We start from the raw sequence: 23,393 nt of genomic DNA, 5'->3' as shown, positions 1-23,393 counted from the left end.
GGTGACGCATATCGCCCATGGGGATTTGGCTTGTCAGCAAGCCGCCAGCCTGCGCGCAGGCTGGCTCTCAGTTCAACGCCGGAACTTTCCGTCCGTACCGATGATGGACAGGTCGGCAAAGTCCAGGCCTGTGTGGTCGTCGGGCCCGTAGGTGACTTCCAGCCCGCCCAGGTCGAACTTGCGCAGGCTCTCCAGCGCCACTTGCACTTTCTCGCGCGTAGGCTTGGGGCCTGCCCGCTTGAGTCCTTCTACCAGCACCTTGGCCGCTGCAAAGCCTTCGAGCATGGCGGGGCTGATGTCGCCCAGGCCCTTGGCACGTGCCAGCTCTTGCGCCTCCTTCACCATGGGGTAGGTCACCGCGCGCTCGTTGGGGTAGACCTGGGTCACGATCACGCCCCGCGCATTGGCCCCCAGGCTTTTGATAAAGCCCGTCGAGGCATTGTTCGACAGCGTCACGATCTGCGCGGCAGAGCCCGCAGTGCGAATGGCGTTGTTGGCATCCACCACGGCAGAACCCGACGCAATGATCAAGACCGCTTGCGCATCGGCCTTGACCAGCTTGGCTGCAATGGGGGGGAATTCAGGCTTGGCCCGGTCAAACTTCTCCTGCAGCACGGGAGTGATCTTGGCGGCGACCAGGCCCTTTTGGGCCCCGGCCAAGCCATCGGCACCAAAGCTGTCATCTGCATAGACCACACCAATGCGCGAGATACCCATGGAGGCCAAGTGGGTCATGGCCTTTTCGGCCTCGCGCTGGTAAGTGGCGCGCACATTGAAGACATATTTGCGCACGGGTTGGTGCAGCACCATGGCGCCGGTGGAGGGTGCCACCAAGGACACGCCGTGCTTGTCGAGCAGCGGAATGATGGCTTCGGTGTGCGGCGTGCCCCGGTTCAGAAACAACGCCAGCACGTTGTTCTCTTCGATCAACTTGCGCGCGTTGTCAGCGGCCAGCTTGGGGTCAAATTTGTCGTCCAGTGCCACCACCTCGATCTTTTGTCCATTGACGCCGCCCTTGGCGTTCACGGTGTCAATGTAGAGCTTGGCACCGTCGGAGGTTTCTTTGACGCCTGCGGCCACTTGGCCCGTGAAACCGGCGGTTTGTCCGATCAAGAGCTGGGCGTTGGCGCTGCTCAGCGTGGCACACAGGGCTGCGGCAGCCCAGCATTTTTTCCATGCGTGCATGGCAATCTCCTTGTGTTTTTTTGTTACCAGCACTGTAGCGGACTCTTGTAACAAGCAGAAGACACCTTTCCGCGAGGCACAGATTTGTGCCGACGCAATATCCCAAAAGACTTTGAACAGGCCCATAGGGTCTCCCACTGCTGCCAAGGCGTTGTCAGCAGGGGGTGCCTAGAATGTTTCGCCTCACACCCGAAAGACCGCATCCATGACCCAGGGACTGATCCGTATCCGTGGCGCACGCCAGCACAATCTCAAGAACCTGGATCTGGACATCCGCACCGGCGAACTCACGGTGGTCACAGGCCCCAGCGGCTCAGGCAAGTCCAGCCTGGTGTTCGACACGCTCTACGCCGAGGGCCAGCGCCGCTATGTAGAGACCTTCAGCGCCTACGCCCGCCAGTTCCTCGACCGCATGGACAAGCCTGCCGTGGACAAGGTCGAAGGGGTGCCCCCAGCCATTGCCATCGACCAGACCAACCCGGTGCGCTCCAGCCGCTCCACCGTGGGCACGATGACGGAGTTGAACGACCACCTGAAGTTGCTGTTTGCGCGCGCCGGGCAGTTGTTTGACAAGCAGACCGCGCAACCCGTGCGGCACGACACGCCCGAGACCATCTACGCTGAGCTGGCCGCGCGCTGTACCGCAGCGGGTGATCCACGTGTGGTGCTGACCTTCCCGGTCGAGTTGCCCGCCAACACCAGCGCAGAGCAGGTCGAGCAATGGCTGTCTGCCAGCGGCTTCACCAAGGTGCAGGCCGAGCGCGAAGTGGCCACCCCCACCGGCCCGCGCAAGGTGCTGGATGTGGTGGCCGACCGTTTCCGCCTGGGCAATGCCGAAAAGGTGCGGGTGATCGAGGCCATCGAGGTGGCGCTCAAACGCGGCACCGGGCGCTTGAACGTCTATCGGCTGGTGGATGAGGGCGAGCCCGAACTCTGGCGCTTCTCCACCGGCCTGCACTGTCCCGACAGCGACCTGCGCTACAGCGATCCCATCCCCTCCGCCTTCTCGTTCAACTCCGCCGTGGGCGCGTGCGACAGCTGCCGGGGCTTTGGCCGCGTGATCGGCGTGGACTACGGCCTCGTCATCCCCAACGACAAGCTCACGCTGCGCGCGGGTGCCATCAAGACCATCCAGACGCCCGCGTGGAAAGAAGCGCAGGACGACCTCATGCGCCACGCCGAGGCTGCGGGCATCCCGCGCGACACGCCCTGGTACAAGCTGACCGACGACCAGAAGAAATGGGTCATTGGCGGCGCGCCCGGCTACAAAGACGGGCAGTGGAGCAAGCAGTGGTACGGCATCAAGCGCTTTTTTGAATACCTGGAAAGCAAGGCCTACAAGATGCACATCCGCGTGCTCTTGTCCAAGTACCGCAGCTACACGCCGTGCCCCACCTGTGCCGGTGCGCGCCTCAAGACCGAAAGCCTGCTCTGGCGCATCGGCCGCAAGGAAGATGCGGATGCCGTGCTGGAGCCCGGCAAGCGCTTCCTGCCCGAAGGAGTGCAGTGGAGCCGCGAGCAACTGGAAGCGTTGCCCGGCCTGTGCCTGCACGACCTGATGCTGCTGCCCATCGACCGCTTGCGCGCGTTCTTTGCGCGCATGCAGTTGCCCGTTGGGGATGACGCGAAGGGTGGCGATGCGCAAGCGCTGAAACTGCTGCATGAAGAGATCACCACGCGCCTCAAGTACCTGTGTGACGTGGGCATTGGCTACCTCACGCTAGACCGGCAAAGCCGCACGCTCAGTGGCGGCGAGGTGCAGCGCATCAATCTCACCACTGCTTTGGGAACCAGCCTGGTCAACACGCTGTTTGTGCTCGACGAGCCCAGCATCGGCCTGCACCCGCGCGACATGCACCGCATCACCGAGGCCATGCTGCGCCTGCGCGATGCGGGCAACACGCTGGTGGTGGTGGAGCACGACCCCGCCGTGATGCTCGCGGCCGACCGCATGATCGACATGGGTCCCGGCCCCGGACGACTGGGTGGGCAGATCGTGTTCGATGGCACCACGGCCGATTTGCGCAACGCCGACACGCTCACGGGCGCTTACCTCGGCGGGCGCAAGCAGGTGGGCTTTGGTTTTAAGCGCATGGTGACGGAATCGACCCCGCGCCTCATCCTGGAAGGCGCGCGCGAGCACAACCTGCAGAACGTGTCGGTCGAGTTCCCGCTGCAGCGCCTGGTCACCGTGACGGGCGTCAGCGGCTCGGGCAAATCGAGCCTGATCCAGGACGTGCTGGCCCCCGCGCTGCTGCGCCACTTCGGCAAGGCCACCGACGCGCCGGGCGCGCACGACCGCATGCTGGGCGCCGACCACCTGTCTGACGTGGTGTTTGTGGACCAGTCGCCCATCGGCAAGACGGCCCGCTCCAACCCTGTGAGCTACGTGGGCGCGTGGGATAGCATCCGCGAGCTGTTCGCCGTGGCGCCGCTGTCCAAGCAGCGCAGCTACACCGCCGCCAAGTTCAGCTTCAACAGCGGCGACGGGCGCTGCCCCACCTGCGGCGGCTCGGGCTTCGAGCATGTGGAGATGCAGTTTTTGAGCGACGTGTACCTGCGCTGCCCCGATTGCGACGGCAAGCGCTATCGGCCCGAGATTCTGGAGATCACCATCGAGCGGGGAGGGCGTGCGCTGAACGTGGCCGATGTGCTGGCCCTCACCGTGGCCGAAGCAGCCGACCTGTTCGCGGGCGACCGCGACGTGATCCGCGCCCTGCAGCCCATCGTGGATGTGGGGCTCGAATACGTGGCGCTGGGCCAGCCTGTGCCTACGCTGAGCGGCGGCGAGGCGCAACGCCTCAAACTCGCAGGCTTCCTGGCCGAGGCCGCCAAAACTGCCTCCAAATCGCGTCAGGCGGTGGCGCGCAAGGGCACGCTGTTCCTGTTCGACGAGCCCACCACTGGCCTGCACTTTGACGACATCGCCAAGCTCATGCGCGCGCTGCGCAAGCTCATCGATGCGGGGCATTCACTCATCGTCATCGAGCACAACCTGGACGTGATCCGCGCCAGCGACTGGCTCATCGACCTGGGCCCCGAAGGCGGCTACGCGGGCGGCCTCATCGTGGCCGAGGGCACGCCCGAAGACGTGCGGGCGCATGCCACCTCGCACACCGGACAGGCACTGCGCGACTACGAACTGGCGCTAGGCGTGGGCGGCCACTCGGTGCACGAAAAAGCTGCGGTGCTACGAAAATCAGAGCGCCTTGCGCTTATGGATAAAGCGCCAGCGGCCAAAAATGCCATTGAAATTGTCAACGCCAAGGAGCACAACCTCAAGAACCTGAGCGTGGACATCCCGCGTGGAAAGTTCAATGTGGTCACAGGCGTGAGCGGCTCGGGCAAGTCCACGCTGGCGTTCGACATCCTGTTCAACGAAGGCCAGCGCCGTTACCTGGAATCGCTCAACGCCTATGCCCGCAGCATCGTGCAGCCTGCCGGGCGACCCGAGGTGGATGCGGTCTACGGCATCCCGCCCACTGTCGCCATCGAGCAGCGCCTGTCGCGCGGCGGGCGCAAGTCCACCGTGGGCACGACGACGGAGGTGTGGCACTTTCTGCGTCTGCTGTACGTCAAGTTGGGCACGCAGCACTGCACCAAAGACGGCGCCGCCGTGCAGCCGCAAACGCCCGAGAGCATCGCGGCCCAACTGCTCACCCAGTTCCGTGGCCAGCACATCGGGCTGCTTGCGCCGCTGGTGATGAACCGCAAGGGCGTGTACACCGAGCTGGCCGACTGGGCCCGCCCGAGGGGCTACACGCACCTGCGCGTGGACGGCAACTTCTTGCCCACCACCAACTTCCCGCGCATCGACCGCTTCAAGGAACACACCATCGAGCTGCCCGTGGCCAGCCTCGATGTGTCGCCCGAGAACGAAGCACAACTGCGCACCGCGCTGGCCGACGCGCTCACGCACGGCAAGGGCGTGGTGCATGTGCTCAGCAGCATCGGCACACTGGCGGAGGCCATGCAAAGCGGTGCCGCCACGGCGGGTATTGGCCATCTGCAAGCGTTTTCGACCAAGCGCGCCTGCCCTGTGTGCGCTACCAGCTATGCCGAGCTAGACCCGCGGCTGTTCAGCTACAACAGCAAGCACGGCTGGTGCCCCGACTGCGTGGGCACGGGCGTCAAGCTCACCCGCGACCAGCGCAAGGTGTTTGACGATTCGGTGCAGGACGACAAGGAAAAGGGCCGCGAGCAAACCTTTGCCGAGCCCGAGGTGGAAGACCTGGCCGACACCGCCTGCCCCACCTGCAGCGGCACGCGCCTGAACGCCACGGCCCGCGCCGTGAAGTTTGCAGGCGTCGGCATTACCGACATTGCCGCGCTGTCGGTGACGGACGTGCGCCGCTGGATCGAGACCCTGCGCATTGAAGGCGGCATGACCCAGCGCGAGGCTGACATCGCCCGCGACCTGGTGCCTGAGATCCAGAGCCGCCTGGAGTTTCTGGAAGAAGTGGGCCTGGGCTACCTTACGCTGGACCGGGGCGCGCCCACGCTCAGCGGCGGCGAGGCCCAGCGCATTCGCCTGGCCGCGCAGCTGGGCAGCAACCTGCAGGGCGTGTGCTATGTGCTCGACGAGCCCACCATCGGCCTGCATGCGCGCGACAACCAGATCTTGCTCAACGCCCTGCACAAGCTGGGCGACAAGGGCAACACGCTGGTGGTGGTGGAGCACGACGAAGACACCATCCGCCGCGCCGACCACATCATCGACATTGGCCCGAGCGCCGGTAAACGCGGCGGGCGCCTGGTGGCACAGGGCAGCGTGGCCGACATCACGGGCGCCGAAGATTCGCAAACCGGCCGCTACCTGCTGCACGCCATGAAGCACCCGCTGCAGCTGCGCCGCAGCATGGCGGCCAGCGAGGTGAGTGCAGAGGCCACCGCCGCGTTTGCGCGGGCCGAAGCCGCAGCCCCCACCGGCCGGCAAAGCGCCGCCGTCAAGAAGCGCGCAGCCCAGGCCGCATCGCTGGCGGCGGATGCGTTGACCGAAGCCAAGGAACGCGCAGCGATGCGCTGGCTCACGGTCCACGGCGCGCAACTGCACAACCTGCAGAACGTGACCGCCACCGTGCCTTTGCATCGTTTGGTCGCAGTGACGGGCGTGAGCGGCTCGGGCAAGTCCACGCTGGCCCGCGATGTGCTGCTGGCCAACGTGCAAACCTGGGTGCAGCAGCGCAGTACCAAGGCCGGGCGCGATGCCATGGACGCGGGCAAGGCGCCGCCACTGGTCGGTTGCACAGGCCTGTCGGGCTTCGAGAGCATCGACCGCGTGCTCGAAGTGGACCAGACGCCGATTGGCAAAACGCCGCGCAGTTGCCCTGCGACCTACATCGGCTTTTGGGACACCATCCGCAAGCTGTTTGCTGAAACGCTGGAGGCCAAGGCACGCGGCTATGCCGCCGGGCGCTTCAGCTTCAACACGGGCGAAGGCCGCTGCCCCAGCTGCGAAGGCGCGGGCGTGCGCACCATCGAGATGAGCTTTCTGCCCGACGTGAAGGTGCCCTGCGAAACCTGCCACGGTGCGCGTTTCAACCCTGAGACGCTGGCCGTGACCTGGCGCGGCAAGAGCATCGGCGATGTGCTGCAGATGGAGGTGGACGAGGCCGTGGGCTTCTTCGCCACCATGCCCAGCATTGCGCACCCGCTGCAGCTCTTGCAGGACGTGGGCCTGGGCTACCTCACGCTGGGCCAGCCCTCGCCGACCCTGAGCGGTGGCGAGGCGCAGCGCATCAAGCTCGTGACCGAGCTGACCAAGGTACGTGACGAGGTGGGCCGACGCGGCCAGAAGGCACCGCACACGCTGTACGTGCTGGACGAGCCCACGGTGGGCCTGCACATGGCCGATGTGGACAAGCTCATCCGCGTGCTGCACCGTCTTGTCGATGGTGGCCACAGCGTGATCGTGATCGAGCACGACCTCGACGTGATCGCCGAGGCCGACTGGATCTTGGACCTGGGCCCCGAAGGGGGCAACGCCGGTGGCCGCATCGTCGCGGCGGCTACACCCGAGGACGTGGTGGCTGCGGGCACCCACACCGGGAAGGCGCTGGCGCCTGTGCTGGCGCGCTGAGCCTGCGCTGCACGTTTTGGAAGGGGCGCACAAGCGTCCTGGCCGATGTCCTACGCGCAGCGCAGAACATGGCGCACGCGCTTTGTGGTGTGGGGTTCCTACGATGGTTTCCAGGGGCTTTGTCCCTGTTTCCATCCACTTTCGAGGATATCCACCACCATGAACTCCTTCATCAAAACCTGTACAGCCATGGCTGCTGCCTCTGTGTTGCTGGTCGCCTGCGGCGGCGGCAACGACGATGACCCCACGCCCAGCAACGAGCCTGGGGTGCTCACGGTGACTGAATCCTCGGTCGATGGTTTGAGTGGCGTCTATGGCAATGGCGCCTTGAATTTGACCGACGTGGAGCGCTTCAACCCCGTGGGTTCTACGCCAGAGCTGTGCTCCTTCCGCTTTGATGGCGCCAACAAGGTGGGGTCGTCGGCCACGGCGTTCGGTGATTTGCGCTACCGCAGCAACACCGATGGGCTCTATGTGGCGTACATCACCTTTGCAGGGCGAGAGTTCGCCAGCGGCGAGGCCATTGACACGGCGGTGGTTCGCAGCCTTGACCGTGTGGAGCTGACGCGCAAGGTGCTCACCGCCACCGATGGCTCCGGGGCCACCGTGCGTGTCAGCGGCATTGTGCCCATGCGTACCAACCGACCCGCAGGTTGTTGACGGATCTCGTGCCCCTGCGCGCCTGCGGGGCCGGTCTGCAAGGCTGAGATACTCGGGTTTTGACCGCAGCTGGATCTGCGGCGTCAGAACAATCTCAGGGAGTCGGGATGCAGGTGAAGCGAGTGAAGCCTTGGCTGGCCGTGGTGGGTGCTGGCGTGGTGCTGGCGGGTTTGGCTGCAGGAATCTGGTTTGGCGGGGTTCAGCAGCATGTGGCAGGTGCGCAACCCTTGGGCGGAGGTGTGGGGCAGCCTGCACCGGCCAGTGCCGTGGGCCGAGGGGAGGCGGACAGCGCGCAGCGCGATCAGGCCATGGCGCCGCTGCGCGAGGTGCTGGCCAACTACCGCAAGATCATCGTGCTGCTGGCCGACGAGGCCAAGCTGGGCGCTGCCGAGAAGGCCGCCGCCAACCAGGCGGGCATGGGGCTGTTCCACGCCAATATCGCCAAGGCCAAGGAGCTGGTGGCGCTGCTGGAAGAAGGCCCGCTGGCCGCGCCGCGTGCGCGCCTGCAGGTGCTGCCCGCACTGCTCGACTATGTGGAGAGCGACCCGGAACTGTTTGACGCCGACCGGCTGGCGTTTCGCGAGGTGCTGCGCCAGTGGCAGGCCACCATGGCCCGCGATGGCACCTTGCCTGCCATCAAGCTGCACAAGCGCATTGGCGAAGACCTGGATGCGCTGGCCGAGATCGAGCGCAACTACGAAAAAGAAATCCGTGAGGTCTTCGGGCGTTTTGAAAGCCGGGGCATCACCTTGAAGCGCGAGCGCTGGGACGACTACGTGGCCCAGTTGCAGCGCCTGTACCCGCGCGAGGCCATCCTGCGCGACCATGGTGTGGTGTTGCCATACCCCGAGCCCGTTGGCTCAGCAGCGGCCAACGATAAGGGCAAAGGCAAGGCCAAGAATGCAGTGGGGGGCACTGAGAGCGCTGAGTTCTCGGGCCGCGACCTGCCGCCCAAGACCATTGTGCTGACCTTTGACGACGGCCCACACGGCACCTACACGCCCGAGATCGCGGCCATCCTCAAGCAGTACGACGTGCCGGGCGTTTTCTTCCAGGTGGGCAGCAACCTGGGCACCGTGGGGGCCGACGGCAAGCCACACCTGCATGCGCGGGCCCAGGTCAGCAAGCAGTTGCAGGCGGCAGGCCATGTGCTGGCCAACCACAGCCTCACGCATGCGCAGTTGTCCAAACGCAGTGGCGATGCGCTGCGCGATGAAATTCTGGTGACGGACAAGCTGCTGACCTCAGTGGACGAGCGCCGCTCCGTGCTGTTCCGCTTTCCGTACGGCGCGCGCAACGCCGAGGGCATGGACATCCTGAGCGCGGCGCACCTGCGATCGGTGATGTGGAACGTGGACTCGCTGGACTGGGCCGACCCGGTGCCAGCATCGATTGCGCAGCGCGTGCTGTCGACGCTGGAGAAAGAGGGCAGGGGCATCATCCTGTTCCACGACATCCATGAGCGCACCGTGAAGGCGCTGCCAGGCATCCTGTCCAAGTTGGTGGCCGACGGTTACCAGTTCGCCACCTGGGATGGCAAAGCCTTTGTGGTGCCCAAGGGCGCGCCCTCCGCTGCTGCGGCGGCACCGGCCGCAGCAGCGGCGGGCGGCTACAGCCAGTCGTGGGCGATTGTGGTGGGCATTGACGAATACGCCCGCTGGCCGCGCCTGCAATACGCCGTGCGCGATGCGCGCTCGGTGCGCGAGACGCTCATCCAGAAGTTCGGCTTTGCGGCCGAGCGCATCGTCACGCTGGAGAACAAGGAAGCCACGCGCACCAACATCTTGGCCGCCTTCCACGACAAGCTGGCCCACGGCGGCATGCAGAAGAACGACCGCCTGTTTGTCTTCTTCGCCGGACACGGCGCCACGCGCAAGCTCACCTCGGGGCGCGACCTGGGCTACATCATCCCGGTCGATTCCGACCCGCAGCAGTTTGCGACCGACGCCATTCCCATGAGCGAGCTGCAGAACATTGCCGAGAGCGTGACCGCCAAGCACACGCTGTTTGTGATGGACGCCTGCTACAGCGGCCTGGGCCTGACGCGCGGGGGCGGCAATGGCAACTTCCTGCGCGACAACGCCAAGCGCGTGGGGCGGCAGATGCTGACGGCCGGTGGCGCCGACCAACTGGTGGCCGATGGCGGACCCAACGGGCATTCGGTGTTCACTTGGGCGCTGCTGCAGGGCCTGGGCGGCAAGGGCGATTTGAACGGTGACGGCATCATCACCGCCACCGAGCTGGCCGCTTATGTGGCCCCTGCCGTGGCCTCGGCCTCCAGCCAGACGCCTGCCTTTGGCAGCCTGCCCGGCTCTGAAGGCGGCGACTTCGTGTTTGAGCTACCCACCGAGACCGAGTTCTTGAGCGCGCAGAGCACTCAACTGGGCAGCGAGGCGATTGCCATGAACACCAAGCTCGATGCGGGCAAGCCTGCCGCCGTGCCTGCGCCGCAGTCTGCCGCTTCTGGCGCCCCTAGCACCGCAGGCCCCGTGCCCAAGGTGGTGGCGCCCGTGGTGGTGAAGGACTTGCAGGGCAACGACCAGAAGATCACGCCCCCGCAGGCGGTGACGCTGTCCCACCGCCAGCTGGCACAGCGCGCCAACGACCGGGGCCTGCAGCTCTACCGCGAAAAGCAGTACGAGCAGGCCGAGGCCCAGTTCACCGAAGCCCTCAAGCTCCGTCCCGACTTTGCGCTGGCCGCCAACAACCTGGGCTTTATCTACTACCGCCAGGACAAGTTTTTGGAGGCGGCGCGCTGGTTTGATAACGCCATCCGCATGGACCCCTCGCGCGCCGTGGCCTACCTGAACCTGGGCGAAGCCCATGAAAAGGCGGGGGATGCCGAGCGTGCCAACAAGGCTTACGCGACCTACCTGGAGCTGGCGCCCAAAGGCCCCACTGCGGACAAGCTGCGTGAGCGCCTGGGGCAACGCTGAAGGGAGCTGGGCTGGGGCACCGGGCACCGTGTCCGGCGCTGTCCTACAGGCAGGTGGGCGGCTGTCTGAGGTGGCCGGTGGGGCGCCGTGCCTACGATAGCCCCAGTGCCCAACCTGCTGATCCCACGGCCCCCGTGGTCGGTGATGCAGGTTATCAGCACGGGATTACCCCTGGGACCGGTCGCTCTCTCCTCCCTCCCCTCTATGGCCGGTCTTTTTATCCCGCTCCCCCAGCCTCTGGGCGAGCGGGATTTTTTTTGGCGGGTGCATGCACAATCAACGGCCCACGCTGAAGTGCCTGCGCACAATGAGAGGATGGCTTCTGCTGGACGCGCGCTCCTTCTGCCCCGGCCAGCATCGCACTTTTGATCCATGTCTTTGCACCCTCATCCCTGCCATTTCCTGCATTGCTTGCCGTTGCGAGCAGAGCGCAGTGCCATGGTGGGGTGCCCACGCCGCGCGCAGTGAGTGACATGGGGACTCCGCAAGCGCCCGATTCCCAACCTTCGCCCCCATCCTGGCAGGTGGTGTGGTTGCACCCCGCCGCGCCGCCCAAGCCCCCCGAGGGCGCGCCCTGCAATGGCTGCGGGCTGTGCTGCCTGGCTGAGCCCTGCCCGCTGGGTGTGTTGGTGTCGCGCCGCCGCCATGGCGCCTGCGTGGCCCTGCGCTGGAGCGATGCCGAACAGCGCTACTGGTGCGGCATGGTGGCCGACCCGGCCAGCGTGACCGGTTGGCGCCACCCGTGGGTGGTGCGTGGCTTGTCGCGCCTGGCGCGGCGGTGGATTGCCTCGGGCGTGGGGTGCGATGCGCAACTGCAGGCGCAGCCACCGTCTTCCGGTGTGTGATTTTGCTATTTAAATGATAGCTGATAGCGCTTATCCATCAAGCGCTAGGTGCCAATATGGCTTGAGGCTCTGCAGCGGACGGCTGGGTGGCCTGCGCGCCCAGCCGTGGCGCCAGGTGGATGCCTGCCAGCATGCAGCGCACCGAGCCTCCGGCCAGTTCAATGGTGGGCACCGCCAGGGGCAGCAGGGTCGCGTGCTGCTCCACGGCTTGGCGCTGTGCGGGCGTGAAGCTGGCGGCTGCCCGCGCCGACAGGGCGAGCACGGGGCCCGCCGTGCCCTGCAGTTCCAGCGCGTTGGCGGCAAAGTCTGCGATCTGCTGCGGGCTCAGGTCGATCACGGTGCGGCCGGTCTCCCACAGCCGCTCCTGCACCTCGCGCCGCCGTGCCGCGTCGCTGACCATGTGAAAGCCGCCCATCGCAAAGCCGGTGCCAATGCACAGCATCACGTTGGTGTGGTAGCACGGCTGGCCTGCCGCATCGGCCGTGGCAAACACCATGGGCTCGTACTGAAAGTGGGTGCAAAAGCGCTCCAGCGCCACCGGGTTGGCCCGGTGTGACTGGGCGGTGTAAGCCACGCGGCCGATGTGGTCGAGCACCATGGCGCCTGTGCCTTCGAGGAACACACCGTCCTGCTCCAGGCCGGAGTAGTCCACCACCTCTTGCACGCGGTACTGGGCCTTGAGCCGCTCGATGATGTCGTGGCGCCGCTCGCGGCGGCGGCTGGGCGCGTACATGGGGTACAGCGCCACATGCCCGCCCGCGTGGGTGGAGAACCAGTTGTTGGGAAACACCGAGTCGGGCGTGCCGGGCTGCCCCGGTGCGCCGGTGTCGTCAAACAGGTGCACGCGCACGCCCGCCTGGGCGATGCGGGCGGCCGCCTCGGTCACCTCGGCATGGGCGCGGCGTGCCAGCTCGGTGAGCGGTGCACCGCTGCTGCGCTGGTAGGCGTTGTCGGCGGCGGTTTCGGGGTTGGGATGGAAATGGTGCGGGCGCACCATCACCACAGCGGCTGGGGCTTGCATGGAAGGGCGTGGGCGCTGGCCTTGGGGCAGGGCGGGGGATGTCGTCGCAGTCATGGCGGTGCTGTGTCGGTATTCACGCCACGCGGCGCAGGGCCACGCGCTGGCGGTCGCCACGGGTGCGACCGAACAGGTCCTTGGGGTCCCCATCGGTGGGCACCAGTTCCACGTCAGTGCCCAGGTGGCGGGCGGTGGCCAGCTGGTACACGTAACGCAGGGCCGAGTAGTCCTCCAGCGCAAAGCCCACAGAGTCGAACACTGTCACGTCTTGCGCCGATTGGCGTCCAGCCGCCTGGCCGCTGAGCACGCGCCACAGCTCCGTCACCGGGTGGTCAGCGGGCAGTTGTTGGATGTCGCCTTCGATGCGGGTTTGCGGCTCGTACTCCACAAAAATGCGGGCGGCGCGCAGCACATCGGCGTGCAGCTCGGTCTTGCCGGGGCAGTCGCCGCCCACGGCGTTCAGGTGCATGCCGGGCTCGATCATGTTGGGCGTGAGGATGGTGGCATTGGCCTTGTCGGCGGTGATGGTGGTGACGATGTCGGCACCCCGCACCGCCTCGGCAACCGATGCTGCTGGCACCACGCGCAGGCCGGGCACCGTGGCCAGGTTGCGCTGCAGCTTGGCGGTGGCAGCGGGGTCGATGTCGAACACCCTCAGCTCGTCCACCCCCAGCAGCGCATGGAACGCCAGGGCCTGGAATTCGCTTTGTGCGCCGTTGCCTATGAGGGCCATGCGGCGTGCACCGGGGCGGGCCAGGGCGCGCGCCGCCATGGCCGAGGTGGCGGCCGTGCGCAGCGCGGTGGTCAGCGTCAGCTCGGACACCAGCAGCGGGTAGCCCGTGGCCACCTCGGACAGCACCCCGAAGGCCATCACCGTAGGCAGGCTTCCCGTAGCCCGGTTGGGGTTGCCCGGGTGGCCGTTGACGTACTTGAAGCTGTAGAAGGCGCTGTCGGCCACGGGCATCAGCTCGATCACACCGCGTGCGCTGTGGCTGGCCACGCGGGCGGTTTTGTCAAAGTCGGGCCAGCGCAGGTAGTCGCTTTGCAGGTGCTCTGCCAGCTCGGTCATGAAGCGGGCGGGGGTGATGTCGTGGACCAACTGGGCGATGGTGGGCAGGTCGATCAGGCGGGTCATGGGGTGTCTCCAGTTCAGCGTTGTGGTGGGCTGAGGGGAATTTTCCGGAGGGCATGCGCCAGCGAACAGCCCACAAGCTGCTCAAATAGTCCTGTAAATTGGCGTTTTGTCTGATTGAGGTGGCTAAATGTTCAAAATCGATGACACCGACCGCGAGATCCTGAGCATCCTGCGGGCCGACGCCCGCACCCCGGTGGCTGTCCTCGCGCAAAGGCTGCGCATTGCCCGTGGCACCGTGCAGAACCGCCTTCGCAAGCTGGAGGACAGTGGCGTCATCACCGGGTACACGGTGCGGCTGCGCCCGGAGTCCGAGCCCCAACGCATCCGGGCGTGGATGAGCATCGCCGTCGAAGGCAATGCCGCACCCGAGGTCATTCATGCCCTGCGCGGCGAGCCTGCCGTGGGCACCTTGCACACCACCAACGGGCGCTGGGACATCGTGGCCGAGGTGCGGTCTGAGAGCCTGGAAGCGTTTGACGCCGCGCTGGGGCGCATTCGCCTGACCCCGGGCATCGCCAACACCGAGACCAGCATCTTGCTGTCCACCTACAAGGCCTGAGGCCCAAGGTTGACAAAGTGCGTCGGCCCATAGGTCGTCAAACTGGCGCAGCGCAGGCCAGCGACCGCCGCGCAAGGGCCGCCGAGCTGCCAGTGCGGCGCTTCGCTTGCGGGTGCTGGCGGTGTCCCCCTTGCCGAACCGCACAGCCATTCGAGAGAAGGGGGAAGGCGCGAAGCGACGCAGGGGTTGTGCCACATTAGCGACAGTGTCTAGGGAGTTTCCGTATGCCCTTGTGGCAGTGCCTGCATTCCAATGGACAAGTCTTTTTCTGCCACTCAGGAGCCTCGCCATGCAACGTCGCCAGATCATCCAATGGGGGGCCGCCAGCCTCGCCGCCCCGGCGTTTTTGGCGCAGGCCCAGAGCTTCCCGAGCAAGCCCATCAAGCTGGTAATCGCCTTTCCGGCAGGTGGCCCCACCGACATCACCATGCGGTCGCTGGCCGACAACGCCAGCAAGATCCTGGGCCAGCCCGTGATCGTGGAGAACAAGCCCGGCGCCGGTGGCACCTTGCCTGCCCAGGCACTGCAGACAGCGCCCGCTGATGGCTACACCGTGGCGCAGATTCCGCTGGGTGTGTTCCGCCTGCCCTACACCACCAAGATCAACTGGGACCCGGTCAAGGACATCAGCTACGTGCTCAACGTCACCGGCTATGCGTTCGGCCTGGTGGTGCCTGCCGACTCGCAGCTCAAGACCTGGACGCACTTTGTGGCCTGGGCCAAGGCCAACCCCGGCAAGCTGAGCTATGGCTCCACCGGCACCATGACCAGCCCGCACCTCACGATGGAGTTGATTGCGCAGAAGCTCGGACTCGAACTGCTGCACGTGCCCTACAAGGGCAGTGCTGACCTGATGCAGTCCATCTTGGGCGGCCAGATCATGGCGGCTGCCGACTCCACCGGCTTTGCGCCGCAGGTGGAGGCAGGCAAGCTGCGCGTGCTCAACACCTGGGGGGCGGAGCGCCTGGCCAAGTTCCCCGATGCCCCCACGCTCAAGGAGCTGGGGCTGGACCTGGTGCAGAACTCGCCGTTTGGCATCGGCGCCCCCAAGGGCACGCCCGCTGCCGTGGTCAAGCGCCTGCACGACGCCTTCAAACAGGCCATGGAGCAAGAGAGCTACAAGACTGCGCTGGCCCGCTACGACATGGTGCCGATGTACATGGGCACCACTGCCTACCAGAAGTTTGCGCAAGACACCTTTGCGCGGGAGAAGGCGTTGGTGGACAAGCTGGGGCTGGCCAAGCCCTCCTGATGGGCCGTCAGGCAGGCCGCTGTGCCGTGAAGCTGGGGGCTGTGGGGGCGTTCCGTGTGATGATGCGTGCAGACATTCACTGGACACACCCCTATGGCATCCCCCTCTGACAGCATCAGCATGGCCCTGTTTTGCGACTTTGAAAACGTCGCGCTGGGCGTGCGCGATGCGCAGTACGAAAAGTTCGACATCAAGCCCATCCTGGAGCGCCTGCTGCTCAAGGGTTCTATCGTGGTCAAAAAAGCCTATTGCGACTGGGAGCGCTACAAGGGCTTCAAGGCCACGATGCACGAGGCCAACTTCGAGCTGATCGAAATCCCGCATGTGCGCCAGTCGGGTAAAAATTCGGCGGACATTCGCCTGGTGGTCGATGCGCTGGACCTCTGCTACACCAAGTCGCACGTCAACACCTTCGTCATCATCAGCGGCGACTCGGATTTCTCGCCGCTCGTGTCCAAGCTGCGCGAGAACAACAAGCAAGTGATCGGTGTGGGCGTGAAGCAGTCCACCTCGGACCTGTTGATTGCCAACTGCGACGAATTCATCTTCTACGACGATCTGGTGCGCGAGAACCAGCGTGCCCAGGCCCGCCGCCAGAACCCCGGCAGCAACCCGCCGCCCGCTCCGCGTCGCAGCCCTGAGGAGGAACGTAGCCGCAAGGAAAGCCAGGACGCACGCCGCACCCAGGGCGTGGAACTGGCGGCCGAGACCTTTGAGGCCTTGCTGTCTGAGCGGGGTGACACCGGCAAGATCTGGGCCTCGGTGCTCAAAGAGGCCATCAAGCGCCGCAAGCCTGATTTCAGCGAAGGGCGCTATGGCTTTCGCACCTTTGGCAACTTGCTGGAAGAAGCCCAGGCACGGGGCCTGCTGGAGTTTGGCCGCGATGAAAAATCGGGCGCCTATGTGTTTCGCAGCCTGGGCCAAGGCGCGGGAGGGGGCGCCTCCGTGAGGCAGGACTTGCGGCAGGACCCGCGACAGACCGCGCAGCCGGATACGGCGGCAGAACGCGCTGACCACAGCGTTCCCGCGCGGCATGACTTTCATGCGGTGGCGGTGGCACCAGAGCGGCCAGCGGGGGGCGGTGATGCCCCCGGCGCCGCAGGTCGGTCGCGTGGTCGCCGTGGCGAGGCTCAGGGCCGCGCAGAGGCTGCTTCAGAAGATTTGGCGGAGCGTGATGAAGGCATGCACGCTGCATCGCATCAGCCTGCGGCCGAGTCCCCGATGGACCGTCCGGTGAGCCGCTATTTCTCGACGCCTGCAGTGCCTGTTGCTGCTGAGTCGACCGTGCCGCCCACCGATGTGGTGGCCCACGCTGTGACCCCGGCGGATGAGCAGACCGCAGCGCAGGAGGCTGTGGTGACAGACCAAGGCAATGAGGTCGCACCCGCGACCAGCCGCCCTCGGGGCCAGGGGCGCAGCAGTGCGGGCAAGGGCGCAGCAGCGGGCAGCAGGGCGGCAGCCCCGCGCGCGCGCAGTGCAAAGACCGCAGGTGGGGCCAATGCGGCCGCAGGGGCTGCCCAGCCCGCCCAGCCTATCGCAGCTGAGGCTGCATCGCCTGCCGAGGCGCAGGCCCAAGCCCCTGCCAAAGCGCCAGCGCGCCCGCGCAGCCGGGCGCGCAAGCCAGCAGACAAGTCGGCAGAGTAAATCGGGCAGCGCTGCGGTGTTGTGCGGAGGGGTTGTCAGCCCCGCACGGCCAATCGTGCGCGCACTTCGTCGTAACTTGGGGGCGTGCAGCCTGCTCGTTCCACACAGTGGCTGGCGCTGGCCAGTGCATGCTGCAGCGCGCTGCGCAGCCGCGCTGCGTCCAGGGGCGCGGTGAGCCCACAGGGGCGCAGGGCCAGGGCCTCTTCGCCGCGCTCAGGCCCCGCCAGCAGGGCGGTGATCAGCCCCGCCAAAAAGCAGTCGCCTGCACCCACGGTGTCCACCACTGCCAGCGGTGCGGCCTCGCGGGCATGGGCCGCCAGGCCATCGCGCTGCAGTAGCCAAGCACCGTCGGGCCCCAGCGTCAGTGCCAGCCACTGCGCGGGCGTGTGTTGCAGCAGGTGGCGGGCGCGCTCCAGCGCGTTGGCGCCCGGCGTGCCCAGGGCCTCCAGATCGTCGTCGCTCACCTTGATGAGGTGGGCTTGCTGCAGCGCGGCCATCACGTTGGCACGGTAGGCGGGGGCATCGTCCACGGCCGACAGGCGCAGGTTCGCGTCCACCACCACCATGCGCCCAGCGGCGCGCTGGGCGGTCAGCCAGGGTTGGTAGACGGCGGCATCCTGCGCCACCAATGCCAGGCAGCCAGTGGCCACGACTTGCAAGCCGGGGTGGGCTGCGCAGGCGGCGTTCAGGGCCTCGGCTGTCACGGCCCGATCGGCCACGCCGTCGCGGTAAAAGCTGTAGCTGGCTTTGCCTTGTGCATCCAGCGCAGCCAGGGCCAGCGCACTGGGCTCGCGCACGGGCGCCGGGGCAGCCAGCGTGACCTGCGCCGCCTGCAGCCCCTGGGCCAATTGCCTGCCCAGCAGGTCGCTCGACAGGGGGTTCAGGTAGAGCGTGCCTATCCCTTGCAGACCCAGCGCCCGCGTCAGGTTGTACACCGCGCCGCCAGCGCAGGGGCGCAGGCGGCCATCGGGTTCTTCGATCAGGTCAAACAGTGCTTCGCCCGCCGTGGCTACCAGCAAGGGGGACGGCCTTGGGGGCGGCAATGGCAGGCCGTGTGATGGGGGGGCTGCAGAGCTGGGTTGGGGCGCTGGGCCTGCGGCTTGGGGCGCTGTTTGGCTAGGGAAAACCATAAGTAAATCCACTTGATTTATTAAGTTGTGGCGCACTATAGTTCCATCCCATCCACCCGGCAAGGGTGGTTGACCCGAGGGGCCGCAGCTGACGCGCCACCGGGTGTTTGCAGCCTATTCACAGGAGACAACCGTGATGCAACGTGCCCCCGCTTTTGTACTTTCTGCCATCGCTCTGTCGGGCGCTTTGGCCTGTGGCATGGCCCAGGCAGCCGAGCCCGTGATCGGCCTGATCACCAAGACCGAGACGAACCCCTTCTTCGTGAAGATGAAAGAGGGCGCAACGGCCGAGGCCAAGAAGCTGGGCGCCAAGGTGGTGTCTGCCGCAGGCAAGACCGACGGCGACAACGCGGGCCAGGTCACGGCCATGGAAAACCTGATGGCCGCAGGCGCCAAGACCATCCTCATCACCCCCAGCGACGCCAAGGCCATCGTCCCCGCCATCAAGAAAGCACAGGCCAAGGGCGTGATGGTGATTGCGCTGGACAGCCCCACCGACCCGGCAGACGCCACCGATGCGCTGTTTGCCACCGACAACTACAAGGCCGGTGAGCTGATCGGCCAGTACGCCAAGGCCGCGCTGGCGGGCAAGAAGCCCGTGATTGCGATGCTGGATCTACACCCCGGCCACCCCGTGGGCGCACAGCGGCACAACGGCTTTTTGAAGGGCTTTGGCCTGCAGGCCAACGATGCCAAGAGCAACGAACTCTCGCGCCCTGCCGAGGTGGCCTGCATGGCCGACAGTTTTGGCGACCGCGCCAAGGGCCAGACCGCCATGGAGAACTGCCTGCAGAAGAACCCCGACATCAATCTGGTCTACACCATCAACGAGCCCGCAGCCGCCGGTGCCTATAACGCACTGAAGGCCGCCGGCAAGGACAAGAACGCGATCATCGTGTCGGTGGACGGCGGCTGCGCCGGCATTGCCGATGTGGGCAAAGGCGTGATCGCAGCGACCAGCCAGCAATACCCCCTGCGCATGGCCGCCCTGGGCGTGGCGGCGGGCGTGGAGCATGCCAAGACCGGCAAGAAGGTCAGCGGCTATACCGACACCGGCGTGACGTTGATCTCTGCCAAGCCGATGCCCGGCGTGGACAGCAAAGATGTGAAGACCGGCACCGACCTGTGCTGGGGCGCGAAGTAAGCTTTTGGCTCCTCGTCGCTGACCGCGTTGCGCCGGGCTGATGCCCGGCGCGCTGACTGACCGACCTCTTTCCAAGCCATGAACACCACTGCCTCCAAGCTCCCGCCGTTGGCCACGCTCGGGCCTTTCATTGCGCTGCTGCTGGCCTGCGGCTTTTTTGCATTGCAAAGCGACCGGTTTTTGTCGGCGCAGAACTTTGCGCTCATCTTGCAGCAGGTGATGGTGGTGGGCGTGATCGCCATCGGCCAGACGCTGGTCATCCTCACCGCAGGCATCGACTTGTCGTGCGGCATGGTCATGGCGCTGGGCGGCATTGTGATGACCAAGGTGGCGTCGGACTACGGCCTCTCAGCCCCCGTGGCCATTGCCTGCGGCATGGCGGTGACCACGCTGTTTGGCATGGTCAACGGCCTCTTGGTCACCAAGGTCAAGCTGCCCCCGTTCATCGTGACGCTGGGCACACTCAACATCGCCTTTGCCGCCACGCAGCTGTATTCGGGCGCGCAAACCATCACCGACATCCCTGCGGGCATGACCTTCCTGGGCAACACCTTCCAGCTCGGTGGCACCGCCGTGGTGTGGGGCGCGGTGCTGATGCTGGCGCTGTACCTGTCCATGTGGTTCTTTTTGCGCGAGACGGCTCCTGGCCGCCACATCTACGCCGTGGGCAACAACCCCGAGGCCACGCGCCTCACCGGCATTGCCACCGACAAGGTGCTGCTGGGCGTGTACATGCTGGCCGGGGTGTTCTACGGCATTGCCGCGTTGCTGTCGGTGGCGCGCACCGGCGCGGGTGACCCCAATGCCGGGCAGACAGAAAACCTCGACGCCATTAGCGCCGTGGTGCTGGGCGGCACCAGCCTCTTTGGCGGGCGCGGCGTCATATTGGGCACGCTGGTGGGGGCGCTCATCGTGGGCGTCTTCCGCAACGGGCTCACACTGATGGGTGTGTCGTCCGTCTACCAGATTTTGGTCACCGGCATCCTCGTGATCCTGGCCGTGGCCACCGACCAAATCTCGCGCAAAGGAGTGCGTTGACCATGAGCACCTCCACACAGACGACTCAAGCAGCGAACGCCCCGCTGGTCATGCAGGCCAAGGGCCTGGTCAAGCGCTATGGGCAGGTCACCGCGCTCGATGGCGCTGACTTTGAACTGCGCGCTGGCGAAATCCTGGCCGTGATCGGCGACAACGGCGCGGGCAAGTCCAGCCTCATCAAGGCGCTGTCCGGTGCCACCGTGCCCGATGAAGGCGAGATCCTGCTTGACGGTCAGCGCATCCAGTTCAAAAGCCCCATCGACGCCCGCAAGGCAGGCATCGAGACCGTGTACCAGGACCTGGCCGTGGCCCCGGCCATGACGATTGCCGAGAACCTTTTTCTGGGCCGCGAACTGCTGCGCCCCGGCTTGCTGGGCAGCGCACTGCGCATGCTCGACAAGAAGAAGATGCTCGAAGAAAGCGTGGCCCGCATGGCCGAGCTGAAGGTGGGCATCCGCTCCATGACACAGGCGGTGGAAACCCTCTCGGGCGGTCAGCGCCAGTGCGTGGCTGTGGCCCGGGCTGCAGCGTTTGCGCGCCATGTCGTCATCATGGACGAGCCCACCGCCGCCCTCGGCGTGAAGGAAGGCAACATGGTGCTGGAGCTGATCCGCCGCGTGCGCGACAAGGGCCTGCCCGTGATCCTCATCAGCCACAACATGCCCCATGTGTTCGAGATTGCCGACCGCATCCACATTGCCCGCCTGGGCAAGCGCGCCGCCGTGGTCAACCCCAAAAAGATCAGCATGAGCGACACCGTGGCCGTGATGACCGGGGCCATGGCTGCGTCTGATTTGCCTGCTGAATGCCTTGCTTGAAGACGCTGCCATGCTCAAAAACATCGACCCCTTGCTGACCCCCGACCTGCTCAAGGTGCTTGCTGAGATGGGCCACGATGACGCCATCGTGCTGGCCGACGCCAACTTCACCGCCATGAGCCTGGGTGCTGGCAAGCCCGTGCTGCGCCTGCCGGGCATCGGCATGGCACGTGCCGTTCAAGCGGTGGCCAGTGTGCTGCCCCTCGCGCAGGACGTGTTCCACCCTGTGGCCTACATGCAGGTGGGTGGCACCGAGGCGCCGTACCGCTCGGCCCTGCAGCGCGAGACTCTGGCCGTGCTGGCACGTGAGGGCGTGAGCAGCGCGCAGGCTGAAGGCGTGGAGCGCTTTGCCTTCTACGAGCGCGTAAAAAAGGCCTATGCCATCGTTGTGACGGGCGAGCTGCAGCCCTGGGGCAACTTCCTGCTGCGCAAGGGCGTCATCGGCGACACTCTGCGGGATTGATCAGGCTCGTGTTCAATCAACCGGGAACCGTTCGGGCTGAGCTTGTCGAAGCCAGGGCTTAGGCTGTGCGGCGCTTCGACAGGCTCAGCGTGAACGGTTTTGTATTTTCGAAGGCCACTTGGTATGAACCTTCCGCCCGCCATGCTGGAAACTGACCCATCTCCACCCCCCGCAGACGTGGGCGAACCTCTGAGCAACGGCCCGGCCCTGCTGCGCCAGCGCGGCTCCAACCACGTAGGGCTGCGCCAGTTCAACGAGCGCGTGGTGCTGCAGGCCCTGCGCACCCACGGCAGCCTGGCCAAGGCAGAGATGGCGCGGGTGACGGGGCTCACTGCACAGACCATTGGCCTTATCACCGCTCGGCTGGATGAAGACCAATTACTGCGCCGCGAGGCCCCGGTGCGCGGCCGCGTGGGCCAGCCCTCTGTCCCCATCGGCCTGAACCCCGACGGCGCCTTTGCCATCGGCATCAAGATTGGCCGGCGCAGCGCCGACTGGCTGCTGGTGGACTTCACCGGCCATGTGCGCGAGCGCGTGGTGCTGGACTACGCCTTCCCTGACATCGACGTGCTGCTGCCCGCCATCCGCACGCACCTGAACCAGTTGCTCGACGGCCTGGGCCCGTTGCGCTCGCGCGTGGTGGGCGTAGGCGTGGCGGCACCTTTTCAGCTCGGCGGCTGGCACCGCATGCTGGGGCTGACCGAGGCGCAGTCTGAAGCCTGGAACAACATCGACCTGGGCGAGCAGGTGCAGCAGATGACCGACTTACCCGTGAGCTTTGCCAAAGACACTTCGGCCGCGTGCGTGGCTGAGCTGCTGCAGGGGCGCGGGCGCGACATCCCGAGCTTTTTGTACCTGTTCATGGACACCTTTGTGGGCGGCGGGCTGGTCATCAATTCGCACCTGCATCGGGGCCTGCACGGCAACGCGGGTGCGGTAGCCTCGCTGCCGCTGGCCCCCGCGCAACCGGGCCAGGCGCCCGCGCAGCTCATCAGCCAGGCCTCGCTGTGGGAGCTGGAGCAGCGCTTTCGCGAACACGGGCTAGACCCCATGGCCGCCTACGACAAGCGCGTGCTGCAGGCACCGTGGCTGGAACACAGCCGCGCCTGGATCGCCCATGCCGCGCGGGCACTGGCGCATTGCGTGGTCTCGGGCGCGGCCTTTCTGGACCTGGATGCCGTCGTTCTGGACGGCGCCGCCGCCCCCGAGCTGCTGCAGGCCCTGTGCGAAGGCGTGCGCCAGTCGCTGGCCGACTACAACTGGGAAGGCCTGCACCAGCCGCCCCGGCTGGAGCTGGGCAGCATCGGCTCAGACGCCCGCGCCTTGGGCGGTGCGCTGCTGCCACTGCACACCTGCTTTGCGCCAGACCACGAGATTTTTCTCAAGGCCTGATGCTTTGGCGCGCGGCAGCGTCGCGGTGCAGTGCAGTGCAGTGCAGTGCAGTGCAGTGCAAGTTTGCTATTGAATTAATAGCTGTCAGCGCTTGT

16 protein-coding genes are annotated in these 23,393 nt (G+C 66.1%); 12 read left to right on the top strand and 4 right to left on the bottom strand.

Annotated features, from left to right (window positions below):
• Positions 1 to 72 precede the first annotated feature (72 nt).
• Positions 73 to 1,185, bottom strand: a complete 1,113-nt coding sequence (locus tag C8C98_RS04345; RefSeq protein WP_121456018.1) for an ABC transporter substrate-binding protein — start codon at positions 1,183 to 1,185, stop codon at positions 73 to 75.
• A gap of 205 nt (positions 1,186 to 1,390) precedes the next feature.
• Between C8C98_RS04345 and uvrA the strand changes: the two genes are divergently transcribed.
• The 4 genes from uvrA (at position 1,391) to C8C98_RS04325 (ending at position 11,705) form a co-directional block, all read left to right on the top strand.
• On the top strand, positions 1,391 to 7,264 hold the full coding sequence (gene uvrA / locus C8C98_RS04340; protein WP_121453282.1) for an excinuclease ABC subunit UvrA: 5,874 nt from the start codon (positions 1,391 to 1,393) through the stop codon (positions 7,262 to 7,264).
• A 159-nt stretch (positions 7,265 to 7,423) separates the two neighbouring features.
• A complete protein-coding gene (locus C8C98_RS04335) occupies positions 7,424 to 7,924 on the top strand; it encodes a hypothetical protein (RefSeq protein WP_121453281.1) in 501 nt (166 codons plus the stop codon).
• Positions 7,925 to 8,031: 107 nt separating this feature from the next.
• On the top strand, positions 8,032 to 10,860 hold the full coding sequence (locus C8C98_RS04330; protein ID WP_121453280.1) for a polysaccharide deacetylase family protein: 2,829 nt from the start codon (positions 8,032 to 8,034) through the stop codon (positions 10,858 to 10,860).
• Between the two features lie 473 nt (positions 10,861 to 11,333).
• Positions 11,334 to 11,705: a hypothetical protein gene (locus tag C8C98_RS04325; protein ID WP_121456017.1), complete on the top strand. Its 372-nt coding sequence runs from the start codon at positions 11,334 to 11,336 to the stop codon at positions 11,703 to 11,705.
• A 37-nt stretch (positions 11,706 to 11,742) separates the two neighbouring features.
• Here the strand turns inward: C8C98_RS04325 and ctlX are convergent, their stop codons facing one another.
• Entirely contained in the window at positions 11,743 to 12,780 is a 1,038-nt protein-coding gene (gene ctlX / locus C8C98_RS04320; RefSeq protein WP_233574450.1) for a citrulline utilization hydrolase CtlX, read from the bottom strand.
• A 19-nt stretch (positions 12,781 to 12,799) separates the two neighbouring features.
• Positions 12,800 to 13,858 (bottom strand): ornithine cyclodeaminase, encoded by a 1,059-nt coding sequence (locus tag C8C98_RS04315; RefSeq protein ID WP_121453279.1) that lies wholly within the window; start codon positions 13,856 to 13,858, stop codon positions 12,800 to 12,802.
• Between the two features lie 127 nt (positions 13,859 to 13,985).
• On the opposite strand from C8C98_RS04315, the gene C8C98_RS04310 reads away from it, so the two are divergent.
• The 3 genes from C8C98_RS04310 to C8C98_RS04300 all read left to right on the top strand — a co-directional run bounded on the left by C8C98_RS04310 (position 13,986) and on the right by C8C98_RS04300 (position 17,313).
• Entirely contained in the window at positions 13,986 to 14,417 is a 432-nt protein-coding gene (locus tag C8C98_RS04310; RefSeq protein WP_121453278.1) for an Lrp/AsnC family transcriptional regulator, read from the top strand.
• A 289-nt stretch (positions 14,418 to 14,706) separates the two neighbouring features.
• Positions 14,707 to 15,669 carry a tripartite tricarboxylate transporter substrate binding protein gene (locus C8C98_RS04305; RefSeq protein ID WP_121453277.1) on the top strand — a complete coding sequence of 321 codons (963 nt, stop codon included), beginning with the start codon at positions 14,707 to 14,709 and terminating at the stop codon, positions 15,667 to 15,669.
• Between the two features lie 93 nt (positions 15,670 to 15,762).
• The gene (locus C8C98_RS04300) at positions 15,763 to 17,313 is read left to right on the top strand and encodes an NYN domain-containing protein (RefSeq protein WP_121453276.1); all 1,551 of its coding nucleotides are present in this window, start codon (positions 15,763 to 15,765) and stop codon (positions 17,311 to 17,313) included.
• Between the two features lie 35 nt (positions 17,314 to 17,348).
• Here the strand turns inward: C8C98_RS04300 and C8C98_RS04295 are convergent, their stop codons facing one another.
• Positions 17,349 to 18,332 carry a PfkB family carbohydrate kinase gene (locus tag C8C98_RS04295; RefSeq protein ID WP_233574449.1) on the bottom strand — a complete coding sequence of 328 codons (984 nt, stop codon included), beginning with the start codon at positions 18,330 to 18,332 and terminating at the stop codon, positions 17,349 to 17,351.
• Positions 18,333 to 18,579: 247 nt separating this feature from the next.
• On the opposite strand from C8C98_RS04295, the gene C8C98_RS04290 reads away from it, so the two are divergent.
• The 5 genes from C8C98_RS04290 (at position 18,580) to C8C98_RS04270 (ending at position 23,298) form a co-directional block, all read left to right on the top strand.
• Positions 18,580 to 19,587 carry a sugar ABC transporter substrate-binding protein gene (locus tag C8C98_RS04290; protein WP_121453274.1) on the top strand — a complete coding sequence of 336 codons (1,008 nt, stop codon included), beginning with the start codon at positions 18,580 to 18,582 and terminating at the stop codon, positions 19,585 to 19,587.
• 78 nt (positions 19,588 to 19,665) lie between these two features.
• The gene (locus C8C98_RS04285; protein WP_121453273.1) at positions 19,666 to 20,625 is read left to right on the top strand and encodes an ABC transporter permease; all 960 of its coding nucleotides are present in this window, start codon (positions 19,666 to 19,668) and stop codon (positions 20,623 to 20,625) included.
• 2 nt (positions 20,626 to 20,627) lie between these two features.
• Positions 20,628 to 21,443 carry an ATP-binding cassette domain-containing protein gene (locus C8C98_RS04280; RefSeq protein WP_121453272.1) on the top strand — a complete coding sequence of 272 codons (816 nt, stop codon included), beginning with the start codon at positions 20,628 to 20,630 and terminating at the stop codon, positions 21,441 to 21,443.
• 10 nt (positions 21,444 to 21,453) lie between these two features.
• Entirely contained in the window at positions 21,454 to 21,906 is a 453-nt protein-coding gene (locus C8C98_RS04275) for an RbsD/FucU family protein (protein ID WP_121456015.1), read from the top strand.
• Positions 21,907 to 22,047: 141 nt separating this feature from the next.
• Complete coding sequence (locus C8C98_RS04270) at positions 22,048 to 23,298, top strand: ROK family transcriptional regulator (RefSeq protein ID WP_121456014.1); 1,251 nt, start codon at positions 22,048 to 22,050, stop codon at positions 23,296 to 23,298.
• Positions 23,299 to 23,393: the final 95 nt, after the last annotated feature.

Source organism: Acidovorax sp. 106, assembly GCF_003663825.1.
Taxonomy (GTDB): Bacteria; Pseudomonadota; Gammaproteobacteria; order Burkholderiales; family Burkholderiaceae_C; genus Acidovorax.
Note: the sequence above shows the minus strand (reverse complement) of the source record. Positions and strands in the feature narration are given on the sequence as shown.